Annotated in this window: 10 protein-coding genes and 1 pseudogene; 8 read left to right on the top strand and 3 right to left on the bottom strand. The window is 30.4% G+C overall.

Translation table 11 applies throughout. The annotated features are described in order from the left end of the window. From ACJDU8_RS18080 to ACJDU8_RS18095, 4 genes are all read left to right on the top strand, one after another. The coding region (locus ACJDU8_RS18080) for an IS3 family transposase (protein ID WP_406793565.1) at nt 1–379 on the top strand (379 nt) is incomplete at its 5' end. A 201-nt stretch (nt 380–580) separates the two neighbouring features. Beyond that, nucleotides 581–1,270, top strand: coding sequence for a DUF421 domain-containing protein (locus ACJDU8_RS18085; protein ID WP_406793566.1), 690 nt, complete (start codon nt 581–583; stop codon nt 1,268–1,270). A gap of 537 nt (nt 1,271–1,807) precedes the next feature. Continuing rightward, on the top strand, nt 1,808–2,608 hold the full coding sequence (locus tag ACJDU8_RS18090; RefSeq protein ID WP_406793567.1) for a YhfC family intramembrane metalloprotease: 801 nt from the start codon (nt 1,808–1,810) through the stop codon (nt 2,606–2,608). Between the two features lie 484 nt (nt 2,609–3,092). After that, the gene (locus tag ACJDU8_RS18095; RefSeq protein ID WP_406793568.1) at nt 3,093–5,273 is read left to right on the top strand and encodes a PAS domain S-box protein; all 2,181 of its coding nucleotides are present in this window, start codon (nt 3,093–3,095) and stop codon (nt 5,271–5,273) included. Between the two features lie 175 nt (nt 5,274–5,448). Here the strand turns inward: ACJDU8_RS18095 and ACJDU8_RS18100 are convergent, their stop codons facing one another. Further along, nucleotides 5,449–6,645, bottom strand: coding sequence for a DUF2334 domain-containing protein (locus ACJDU8_RS18100; RefSeq protein ID WP_406793569.1), 1,197 nt, complete (start codon nt 6,643–6,645; stop codon nt 5,449–5,451). Between the two features lie 491 nt (nt 6,646–7,136). Here ACJDU8_RS18100 and ACJDU8_RS26000 point away from each other — a divergent pair, with 491 nt between their 5' ends. Together ACJDU8_RS26000 and ACJDU8_RS18120 are read left to right on the top strand one after the other, a co-directional pair. Beyond that, on the top strand, nt 7,137–8,468 hold the full coding sequence (locus tag ACJDU8_RS26000; RefSeq protein ID WP_423244620.1) for an FAD-binding oxidoreductase: 1,332 nt from the start codon (nt 7,137–7,139) through the stop codon (nt 8,466–8,468). Nucleotides 8,469–8,739: 271 nt separating this feature from the next. Next, entirely contained in the window at nt 8,740–9,171 is a 432-nt protein-coding gene (locus tag ACJDU8_RS18120) for a hypothetical protein (protein ID WP_406793570.1), read from the top strand. Nucleotides 9,172–9,314: 143 nt separating this feature from the next. Here ACJDU8_RS18120 and ACJDU8_RS18125 read toward each other — a convergent pair whose 3' ends face one another. Both ACJDU8_RS18125 and ACJDU8_RS18130 read right to left on the bottom strand, forming a co-directional pair. Beyond that, on the bottom strand, nt 9,315–10,517 hold the full coding sequence (locus ACJDU8_RS18125; protein WP_406793571.1) for an MFS transporter: 1,203 nt from the start codon (nt 10,515–10,517) through the stop codon (nt 9,315–9,317). 2 nt (nt 10,518–10,519) lie between these two features. Further along, nucleotides 10,520–10,942 (bottom strand): MarR family winged helix-turn-helix transcriptional regulator, encoded by a 423-nt coding sequence (locus ACJDU8_RS18130; protein WP_406793572.1) that lies wholly within the window; start codon nt 10,940–10,942, stop codon nt 10,520–10,522. 464 nt (nt 10,943–11,406) lie between these two features. On the opposite strand from ACJDU8_RS18130, the gene ACJDU8_RS18135 reads away from it, so the two are divergent. Beyond that, entirely contained in the window at nt 11,407–12,099 is a 693-nt protein-coding gene (locus ACJDU8_RS18135; RefSeq protein WP_406793573.1) for a L,D-transpeptidase family protein, read from the top strand. Nucleotides 12,100–12,281: 182 nt separating this feature from the next. Next, nucleotides 12,282–12,473: pseudogene (locus tag ACJDU8_RS18140) on the top strand (HTH domain-containing protein); the annotation flags it as partial. Between the last annotated feature and the right edge of the window lie 382 nt (nt 12,474–12,855).

Consider the following 12,855-nt stretch of genomic DNA (forward strand, 5'->3'; position numbering starts at 1 on the left):
TTCAAATCGTCTTACACTTGATATAGCTACAGAAACCATTGAAAGATTAATGAAGCAGCATAAGAATTTATTGCATCAAGATGCATTCATCCATTCCGATCAAGGAGCTCATTATACTAGTCCAAGATTTCAAAAACTTCTCAAAAAATATGAAATTGGTCAATCTATGTCTAGGCGTGGAAACTGCTGGGATAACGCACCGCAGGAATCTTTCTTTGGTCATATGAAAGATGAAGTAGATTCTAAAAATTGTGCAACCTTTGAAGCACTAGAGCTTCTAATTGATAATTATATTGATTATTACAATAATTATAGATATCAGTGGGGATTAAAAAAACTGGCTCCTGTTCAATACAGAAACCAGCTTATAATTGCCTAGCTTTTTTCAAAATGTCCTTGACATAGGGTCCATTTCAAAATCCGGCTAGGCTTTTTAGTTTTGATATTAGTGCTAGGCTGTATTTTTTGTATGAATTGCTGTTTTACCTCTATATAGGAGAATCTCTCTAATAGGAAATGAATATTTCTTAAAGTCCAGGTGAATATATAAATATGAAAATATTTATATGAGGAGTATACTATGACAAGAAAAATTATAGAAATAGTTTTTAGAAGTGTTTCTACTTATATTATTCTATTAATTTTAGGAAGAATAATTGGGAGGAAATTGATATCAAGGATAACATTTTATGATTTTATAGTTGGGGTTGCACTTGGGTCTATTGCAGTAAGAATAGCATTAGGTTCACAAGAATCGCCATTTTTAGCTACAATTTCAGTAATTGTTATTACTATATTAGTTGTTATTACAGATTATTTAAGTATTAAAAGTTTTAAATTTAGAACGTTAGTAGATGGAAAACCTGTGATATTAATAAGTAATGGAAAAGTATTAGATTATAATTTGAAAAAAATGAAAATTGCAATAAATGAGCTGATGATGCAGTTAAGAGAAAAAGACATATTTAATATAGAAGATGTAGAATTTGCAGTCATAGAAAATGATGGCGAATTAACTGTACTTCCCAAAACAAATAAGCAACCAATAACAACTGGTGATTTAAATATTTCAATAAACTATACTGGTTTGACGAGTGACATAATTATCGATGGCAAAATAATGTATGATAATTTAAAATCAACTAATCATGACGAGCAATGGGTTATAGAGCAGCTCAAGGCTCATAATATTTGTCATGTGAAGGAAGTTTTTTATGCTGGTGTAAATGCTGCAGGAATTTTATATGTTTCAACAAAAACAAAGAAATAAATTAAAGAAGAATTTAGATTATCTGGTTAAATAAAAGGTTGTTATATAAAATATTTATACTCAATTATTTCGGAATATTTTTATTTTATACATTCATAATTATACAAGCAAAAAATAATGAAAGTCTAGTAGGATCCGCTAGAGTGTTTTTTTATTTTTTGTAGAATACTAGAATGAATATAGAAATAAATATGCGAACTGAAAAGAGGTGGCTTATGTGGTTAAATGAAGTTTAGACAGCAAAAAGCCCTGGCACCTCCAAGGCTTTTATAGATTAAGGTAAGACATAATCGAGTAGATTTAATCTTGATTTAAAGCAGAGGTTAGAGAACTTATAAAAGATATTGCCAGGGTCAAATTTTGTAACATTAAAAATGTGTATTTTACCATAAAAGCTATGATATAATTACTATAAATAAAGTAAAAATAGTAATTTTTTATAAATCAAGATTGGGGAAATTTAATTATAATTTCATTGATATTAGCAAATTTCCTCACACATATATGCAGATATATACAGGAAAAAGGAGGGGTTTTATGGTAAGTAGTACATCAATTATGTTTTTGGTTGTATCTCTAATTATTTCAGTTGGGGCACCTGTAGGATTGCTAGCTTATTTTTATAAAAAGTACAAAATATCGATAAAAAGTGTATTGGTGGGCGTATTAATATTTGTGATATTTTCTCAAATTTTAGAAAAATTATTACATTACTTTGTATTAACAAAGAACCTTCAGACGGCTGTATTATTAAAAAATCCATGGTTATTTATGATTTATGGAGGACTTGCAGCAGGAATATTTGAAGAAGTAGGTAGATATGTTGGCTTTAAGTTTTTACTTAAAGGCCAAAGAGACTGGAAAGATGGAATTGCTTATGGTATAGGTCATGGGGGAATAGAGGCTATATTAATAGGTGGAGTGGGAAGTATACAGAATATAGTATATTCAAATTTAATAAACTCTGGTACATTTGAAAAAGTTCTTAGTGTCAAAGTTCCTGCTAGCATGTTAGCAACAATAAAAAATAGCTTAGTGAACACTCCATTTTATATGTTTGGGTTTATTGGTATAGAAAGAATATTGGTATTACCATTACAAATAGCTCTATCGCTGGTTGTATTATATGGAATTAAAAAAGACAAAAAAATATATCTTTTATATGCAATAATAATTCATGCAATAATTGATTTTCCAGCTGCTTTATATCAAGCAGGGAAGGTCAAAAGTATATTTTTAGTAGAGGGCGGAGTTCTAGTAATTGCTATTATATCTTTAATTTTCATTATTAAATCAAAGGGTCTGTTTAACAGAATTTCTTCTGAAAAGGCGTGTTAAGTGCCGTGTATAAATTTATATGTATTTCATATTATTCACAAATAGTTAATTAATATGTCATTAAGTTGTAACAAATACCATATATAATTAAAGATGTCCTAAGGAAATACCTTAGCGAAAATGAAAATAATGTATTTACATAGATCCCCTTGAGAAGTAATAGTAATTATAGGTCTTGTGTCTGTGGTTGCAGGGCACTCTAAATTTAAATGCAACCGCCAGAAGTTGATTAAATTAGACTCCTTAAAAAGTAAAAGTGTTAAAAATAAGTACCCCTCATTTAGGGTGCTTATTTTGTTTTTATGAAATTTACTATTAGACATGTACAAATTATTATAGTTGCACCTAATGCGTATAAAGTAATTAATATTACTTCTGAAATCAAAAATCGAGGAGGGAATGAGAAAATATTGTAGAAAATAGTTGGAATCGGTTATATAATGTATATACATATCGTTTAATTTATGTATAGGAGTGTGATGATATGCCGAAAAGAACAAATGATAACGTACGAAATAGAGTAAGCCAAGATTTCTTTTCTAATTTTTATAAAAAAGTTTTTGGTGTATATAAACCTATTGCAATGCGTCAAGCTTTAAAGATAGCGTGTATTTATTCTTTAATCGGCAGTCTATGGATACTGCTGTCTGATAAATTAGTTGAGTTTCTAATTAAGGAACCATCAATAATTTTTATAGTAAGTATTGTAAAAGGTTGGGTTTATGTATTTGTTAGTTTTGTACTACTATTTCTACTTGTACTTACTTCAATGAAGAAAATTAGTGATTCAAAAGATAAAATAAATGATGAGTTGAAAGATAGAATTATGGAGCGTACAAATCAGTTATATGATATGAATACCATATTGATGAGAGAGATTCACGAGAAAGAACGGATTCAAAATGAATTGAATAGGGAAAGGATTTTGATGGAAGCTATATTTAATAGTGTTCCCGGGATGATTTATCTATATGATGATCAAAATAAGTTGGTAAAGTGGAACAAGAAACATAATGAGATAACAGGCTTTTCCTCAGAAGAGCTTGCTGTCATGGGCCTATTGGATTGGTATCGAGGAGATAAAAAAAGCCAAAGATCAGTTTTGGAAGGAATAAAAATGACCATGAAGAATGGATATGGAGAGGCTGAAGCTGATTTACAAAGAAAAGATGGCAGTAAAATACCGATGTATTTCACTGCCAGTCCTGTAAAAATTGAGGATAAATTATATTTCGCTGGTATAGGAATTGACATCACGGAGCGAAAGCGGTTGTATGAAAGGTTACAAAAATATCAGATTCTTGCTGAAAAAGCTAATGATGCCATATTGTTTATAGATAAGCAAGGAAATATTATTGAAGTCAACGATGCTGCAACAAGAATTTATGGTTATACATATAAAGAATTTTTATCAATGAATATTTTTCAGTTGAGACATTGTGATAAATCACACCATATAATTAAACAAATGGAAATAGCAAACAAAGAAGGCATTATATTTGAAACTGTTCATTATCTAAAAAACGGTACTCCTATTAATGTTGAAGTAAGTTCCCAAGGAACTTTTTCAGGGGATAAAAGTATTCTTCTTAACATTGTGAGAGATATCACTGAACGTAAAAAAGCTGAGAAAAAAATCATTTATTTAAGTTATCATGACCAGCTAACGGGATTATATAATAGAAGATTTTTTCTAGAGGAACTAAAGCGACTAGATATGCAGGAAAATTTTCCTTTGACTATTGTTATGGGAGATGTGAACGGATTAAAGCTTATCAATGATTCCTTCGGTCATGCTATGGGAGATGAGTTCCTTAAGAAAGTATCAGAAGTGATGATAAGAGGATGCCGAACTAATGATATTATTGCTAGATTTGGGGGTGACGAATTTGTCATTCTATTACCGAAAACAGATGAATATGAAACAGAACAAATTATTAAACGTATAAAGGACATAGCTTTAAAAGAAAAGATAGACTCTATTGATATAGATATTTCTTTTGGATATGGAACTAAGAATAATGAGGAAGAAAAAACTGAAGAAATTTTGAAAAAAGCTGATGATAATATGTATAAGAGAAAAATCTTTGAAGGTCTGAGTATGAGAGAAAGAACTATAAGTACTATCATTAGTACACTGTATGAAAAAAATGAGAGAGAAGAACAGCACTCTCATAGGGTTTCATCATTATGCAAAAGTATGGGTGAAGTTCTTCATTTATCTGAGGGTGAGATTAGGGAACTTAAAACTGTTGGGTTGTTTCATGACATAGGCAAAATAGCTATAGAAAAAAATATACTTAATAAGCAGGGAAAACTAACGGAAGATGAGTGGGAGGAAATAAAACGCCATCCAGAGATAGGATATAGGATACTTGGTACTGTAAATGATATGTCACAAATAGCGCAGTATGTGTTAGCTCATCATGAGAAATGGAATGGAAGTGGATATCCTAAAGGTTTAAAGGGAGAAAAAATACCCCTTCAATCAAGAATAATTGCAATAGCCGATGCTTATGATGCTATGGTTAGTGATAGAAGTTATCGTAATGCTCTATCAGAGGAAGCTGCTATAGAAGAATTAAAAGCAAATTCAGGTATTCAATTTGCTCCCGCACTTATAAGGATATTTATTGAAAAAGTATTAAATAGACCATTCGATTAAAGGGAGCACATGTTGAGTGTGTGGTAAGAATAGATAGGGAATCTATAATGAAAATTACAAAAATTTTGAAATACCACGTAAAAACACTGTAAAATTCAAATTTGAATAATACAGTGTTTAAATAAATCATTTGCTTTTTTGATTATGACGTAATCTTTTTATAAGGCAATATATTTTAGACGCTGGGGTCCAAGTCCTTAATGAATTTAAATTCATAATTTTTATCTGAGAATACCTTTAACAATTGATGAAGGGGTGACTCTTCAGAATAAGTATAAGTAGGATACCCTGATTTGTCCTTTGCAATTTTAATATATTCAAATTCAATATTAGGATGATAGAAAAAACTAGCCAAAGTTTTTTTTGGTAATATATAAATTCTATTAATCATATTATTTATATATTTTGCACCATCTACATAATCAAGTGGAGTAGGAATGAAACTTACTGTTTTGTTTTGAATTTTTACTTTGCTTATTACTTTTTCATTCTGATAATTATATGCTTCATACATATAATTAAAATATTCACCTATGATTGTTTTTTGTAACTTTGTTGCATCATAATGAGGACTTTCAAAAAAGTGTATGGGTATGTCTAGTTTTTTAGCACAATTTATTGCTAAATTAACTCTTTTACGAACAGATTTTTCACTAGCATTAATTTTGCTATTGAACTCAATTCCATCCACACTTTCCTCTTTTCCTTGTTGGTGTGTGTATCCATGTAAACCCACCATCCCGTTTCTATCTATAAGGTAATCAAGCGTAAATATAAAATCTGTATTATACATACTGATCAGAGTAGAGGGATCATTATCAATACCGTTTGCAGGATTCATATATCTAGGAATCCAAGCAACATGAAAAGGGACATTGTCATGATATAAATAATCTGCTATAATTCGAAGTTTTTCCAATGACTCTGACGTTGCATATCTTTGACCAGCGGTAATATCCTCTAGTCTAATTAAAGCTGGCTTGCCATGTTTTTTCTCAGTCCTTTGTGATGAAATACCTAAATTATCAAATAAGGACAGTGTTTTTGTTTCAATGTTCCAATCTGTTTTCAAATTAAATAACTTAGTGAAGTCAAAAAGAGATAGGTAAAGGATATTTTCTGATGTAATAGCTTTTTTCCGTAAATTATACTCTTTATTATCTTTATAATAGGAGTTTTTTAATAGGTTAATTCGTACAGATTTATTATTCATTCTAACAACAGCATTATCTTTTGTTAACTCTGCATTACCATTTAACAAATAACATATTTCAGAAACTGGAATATATAATCTATTATTATCATTATATATAGGAAGTTGAAGGCTTAGAGGCTTCATTTTAAAATTCAATCTTATATTTTCTTTTTTCATATTTAGGCCTTTAAAAGAGCTGAATTTTTTATTAGATTGCTTTAAAATGTCGCTTATGTTATTTTGTTTCGACAGCTCTTTATTTCTTAAGATACATGCACCCAAAATGGTAATAATAATACTTGCTAACAATATCAATTTGAATTCAAGAGTACCTTTAAATTTATCCTTTGTTTTTTTTATGAACATTATTTATTCATCTCCTGATTGATTAGTAAAATATAAATGTAATATATTTATATTTTACATTTATAAAGATATAATACTCTTTATATTTATACAAATGAAATTTATCAATTGAAGACTTAACTTTGATTATTAATCTATCTTTTAAATATGTTCCTACAATCACCATAGCTGTTAAGCATAATGATGTAGTGATAGGAATGTAACAGCAGCTCTTTCACCCTTTGTCACTTTATTATCTTTACTACATATTTATATACTACTAAATAGTGATTTCACAAGTGATTTTACAAAGGAGTGAAAATATGAATTTTCATGGATTAACAGGTAAAATTATAACCCCTTCTGATAGGGAATATGATATTTTAAGACTTGAATACAACCTAGATATAAACAAATTTCCATTGGCTATCGTTTATTGTTATGATCCTACAGATGTATCGAATGCTATAAAATGGTGTAGAAGCAATCATGTAGGAATCCGCATTCGTACTGGAGGTCATAATTACGAGGGTTATTCAACAGATACAGCTGTTTTAATAATAGATACAACTTGTATGAACAAAATTTATATTGATACTAAGCAGAATACTGTAAAAATTCAGGCCGGTGCAAGGTTAGAAAGTATATACTCAGAACTTGCCAAGCAGGGCTATGGTTTTGTTGGTGGAACATGTCCTTCAGTTGGAATTTCTGGCTTGGTATTAGGTGGAGGAATTGGTTTGTCATGTAGAAATTTCGGTTTAGTAACAGACAATCTTTTGGAAATACAAATGGTAAATGAAAAAGGCATTCTAATAACAGCGAATAGATGTACTAATTCTGAACTATTCTGGGCTTGTAGAGGAGCTGGTGGTGGGAATTTTGGAGTAGTGATCAGCTATATATTTAAAGTTCGTAAAGTAGATAAAATTACTCTTATACAACTTAGGTGGGATGCAGTTTCGAGAGAGAAGTTTTTTGACTTATGGCAATATTGGCTAAGAACCGCGGATAGAAGGATTAGCTGTTTCGCCGGTTTTAATAAAGAAGGTATATATCTGAATGGATTTTTCTATGGAAGGGAATGGGAGGCTAAAGAGATCTTGAAAAGATTTTTATTGCTTCCTGATTTATTGAAAAGTTCTTCAATAAAATATGTTTCTTTTATTGATGCCGTACAAGCTATTGGTTCTTTTTATGGACCACCGAATAGGTTCAAAGCTACTGGAAGATTTGTATATGAAACTTTATCTGAAAGGAACATCAAAGAATTGGTTGAGTACGTGGATAACAGTCCAGGAAAAGACAACTGTTATATTAGATTATATTCTTTGGGTGGTGCAATAAAAGAATTACCTAGTAATTATTCAGCGTATTATTATAGAAGTGCAAAGTATATTGTCGGTATGACAGCCGATTGGGAAAAAGATGATGATGCAAAGATCTATAAAAACTGGGTTTCGGAGGTTCTTCAGTATGTTAAACCCCTAACAAATGGATCTTATGTAAACTTTCCTTATGCTGAGCTTGAATACTATGGATGTGAATACTATGGTAAAAATTATCACCATCTTAAAAAAGTAAAAACAATCTATGATCCAGATAATATATTTAAATTCCAGCAGTCAATAAAACCTGATGTACTTTGCAGATAACGTCAGTTCGACGAAACTTTATATGGAAAATCTTTTAGAATGTTAGTTTAATCAGATAATTTTAAATATGAAAAATCCCATCAAAAATGTTTTATTATAATAAGTGGAAGATAAAACAAAAGGATGGGGTTTTCATGTAAAACTTGTATATGTTAGTAAATTCCTTTTATGGAGCCCATGTTAAATTCATTAAAAAATTCTCTTTACAATCAATAAATAAAGAGTTATTATTAATTAATAGATAATATCCATATTTAAGGAGGGTGAAACTATGAGAGGAATTGCAGGGCTATTAGGTTGGATTGGTGCATGGGGATATGTTATAGCATTACTTAATTATTTTATGAAATATATAAATAAGAAATATATAAATAAATTATCAAAGGAAAAAGAGCAGTATAAAAAAGTATATAGATTTATAATGAGATACGTAGTTAAATATCATAAGGTTGCAGGAGTAGTTGCTTCAGCGGCTGTGATACTACACCTGTATTTTATGTATACTTTTATTGGAATATCAATACCAGGACTTGTAGCAGGTGCAACAATGTTGATGGTGCTTGTTTTGGGGGCATACGGTATTTTTATAAATAAAAACTTTAGGGGATCATGGGTTAAGGTACATAGGGTCTTAGCTTTTACTTTAATAGTATTGATAGGTTTTCATGTTATTTTTTCAAGAGTTTTATTAATTCGTTTATAGATAAGATTATGTTTAAAGTAGAGAGTTCTTAATAGAACTCTTTTTTATTTTCAAAATAAATGGGTGGTATCATGGGGTGGAGCTTTAGAAAATGTTATCTCATCAACAAAACTATTTTTTAACTATTAAGGTGCCTCAACTCTTTAGAATATCGTTGATTTGGCAGCTCCATTCCCACATATTTCTTTTCTACCATGCAAGAAATAATATAAGAAAAGACAAATGAATTCTACTGCTGCCATCATTATGTACAATCCACGATAGCCTATTAATGGGACAAAATAACCTAAAATGAATGGTCCAATGCCTATGCCTAAATCTTGAAAGATAAAATTAGTAGAAGTTGCTAATCCTATACGATTCTTTGGTGAAACTTTTACTGCAATTGCTTGAACACTGGAGGAAGTGGTACCATATCCAAGACCAAATAAAGCTCCAACTAATAAAAGCGAGAAACCTTTATGAGTTTGACTAAGAATAAACAAGGCTGCAGCGAACAATAATATAGCTGGATACATAACAAAATTTTCACTTTTTTTATCGAACCATCTGCCAGTAAAGGGTCTCGAAACCAAAACGAATACTGAATAAACAACAAAAAAAAGACTGCTGGTATCAACTAAATTAATTTCCTTAGCATAGGAAGTAATGAAAATAAGAATACTGGAGTAACCAAGAGCAATTATAGCAGCAATGATTGAAATTGGAATAGCTTTAATTTCAAAGAAATTGTGCAAGGAAAGACTTATCCTTTTTTCTAATTGTTCTTTTTTAAATCCTAATTTTGGAACCTTTACAAAGAATACAGCAATAAAACTAAAGGCCAGGAGAATAATACAAACAATGAAATTCATGTAAAAGCTTGCGTGTCCAGTTATAAACATTCCTAAAAAAGGTCCAATTGACGCAGCAATAGTAAGACTTAATGTATAATATCCGGTACCTTCCCCTCGACGTTCATTTGGAATAACTTTTGCCACAATTGTTCCTGTGGCTGTTGAAGCAATTCCCATTGCAGCACCATTTAAGAAACGATTAATTAAAAGAAAGCCCATACTATTTACTAAAATATATAAGCATGTAGTAATTAAAAAGAAAGTAAATCCTATATATAACATTCGTTTCCATCCCACTTGGTCGATATATCTTCCAGAAAAGATACGTGAGATGAGTATTCCTATAACAAATATGCTGGAGGCCAAACCAGCTTGACTAGGTGAAGCATGAAATTTTTCCGTTGCAAATATGGTGATAGTTACCATCAATAAATAATATGTAAAATAAAGAAAAAAGTTCGCAGTGGAAATAATCAAGAAATTCTTTGTCCACAATTCAGGCTTGTTCATTTTTATTTCTCCTTTTCATTTGTAATATTCTCCTGTATTTTGGCTAGTACTTCGAATACAATGATTTGGTCATCTTCAGGAATACCTTTCATAACACTGTATTCTAATTCTGTTATTTTTTTACGGCATACGTGATAAAGTTCTTCTCCTAATTCTGTTAACTGAATGATTTTTTCACGGCGATCTTTACTTGATACTGCTTTCACGATTAGTTTCTCTTCCAAATAGTGGACTCTTCTCGTAATGCTAGGCTTTTCTATATTATAGTATTTAGCAATGTCTACAAGAGAGGACGGTCCGTTGATTTTTAAATAAAAAATAACTTGCCATAGAGAGTGAGTAAGTTCATATTTACTTAGTAACTCGTTCAGCTTACTTACAAATGGTCGATATAATGGGAAAAAACGTTGAAATAATCCTTGCATTTTCTCTCCCCCTAAAAATATAATTACCTTTATTAACTGTTGCCCAAGGTAATTATACTCTTTTTTTATTTGATGTCAAGCAACTGAATAAAACAGTCATTACTAAAGCAGCCTTCCATATGTTTGTTGCCTTCCTATATAGTAAAGAGACGTATTTCTTATTCTATTATTTTGTGTGAGTAACACATGATGTACCAACGACTTGACCACGTGAATTTAATACATTAGATAAATTTGGTATTAAATGCCTAGTATAAGCTTTCTTATTACAATATATAATAAAATTATTAGTACATTCAGTATAACTTCCATATTGTTGTTTTGCACTAAAGTGACAGTTAATGTGAGTTAAATATTTGGCAAAGGGAGGCCAATTAATGTAGCAGTATTATTAAATGGCTTTGATGATATTTACATATTTTACTAAAATTGAAAGGATATTATACAAAGTGAGGTACAATATATTGAAGAGAAGAAGGTTTATAGAGAGAATTCTTTTTGTAGTGGTAATTGTTTTTATATTTAATATAAGTGAATATCCTGTAAAATCAATTTCAAAAGTTAATTCAAATAAAAGTATTTCTATATTAGTAGACATTAGTGAAGAGAGACTTTATTTGATAGATACAGAGAAAAATATAATTTTAAAAAAATATACTATAGCTAGTGGTAAGGTGGAAACACCTTCTCCAGTAGGTACATGGAAAGTTACTAGTATGGGGAAGTGGAGCGGAAGTTTTGGCACAAGGTGGATTGGATTAAATGTACCTTGGGGAATATTCGGAATTCATGGAACAAATAGACCCGGCTCCATTGGGGATGAAGCTTCTCATGGATGCATTAGAATGCGAAATAAAGATGTGGAAGAGTTATATGAATATGTGAACCTAGGAATGATAGTGTGCATATATGCTGGACCATATGGTCCTTTTGAGAAAGGATTACTAACTCTAAAACCTGGAGATAGAGGGGCAGATGTTTTAGAGGTGCAAAGAAAAATGAAAGAAAAAGGTTATTATCCGGGAAATTTAGATGGCATATATGGGGAGGGGATGAAGCAGTATGTAATAAAGTTTAGAAAAGATAATAAACTTACAATTAGCCATAATATAGACTCGGAGTTTTATGAAAAACTAGGAATAAAATTAGTAGATTAAAAATATCATGTCATCCTAGTAATAAGTATAATCCCTGTAATTGGTGATATGTAGCCCATAACTATTAATAATAAAAAACCTAGTGGGAAAAATAAAATGGAACCTATATAATAGACACTTTAAAAAAGACTATTTATATAGGTTCTTTTCTTGTACAATAAAGCAGAAAGGTTGTGAAAAATATGAGTAAAAACCTCTTTTCTGATGAGGAAATTGAAGTTTTATTAAAGAATAAATATGTTAAATCTATAAGTAACCGTGGGATTACATATACAGATGAATTTAAAACGTTGTTTATCACTGAGTATAGCATGGGAAAACTACCTGCTCTAATTTTCCAAGATGCTGGATTTGATATAAGTGTTATTGCACTATAGTGAATACGAAGTTGTGCATGGCCAAAGTGTGTATATACGGTTAGGGTTACTACGCCTGTATGCCTGTTGTGGCTATCTATACAGGCAGTGATTGTACCATGCCATTTAAGGCTGATAAGTACAATTCGTCCAACATGTGATTCTATAGCTTCAGGACTGACGTTTGATCGTCTAAAGTAGTCACCGTAATCGTCATAGTAATCGAAAGGACAGTAATAATTTTCCACGTGTTATTTCTCCTTGTATTTCTCGCTTCGATATTTATATTATGCTAATATGATATTTTGGGGAATTAATTAATTTAGCTTTTAATAGAATTTTTGATAGTAGCAATTGATAAAGCTGCTCTAAGCTATATTTTTATTTTTGTAAAATATTA

The sequence above is a fragment of the Candidatus Clostridium eludens genome, assembly GCF_045310515.1.
Classification (GTDB): Bacteria; Bacillota; Clostridia; order Clostridiales; family Clostridiaceae; genus Clostridium_B; species Clostridium_B eludens.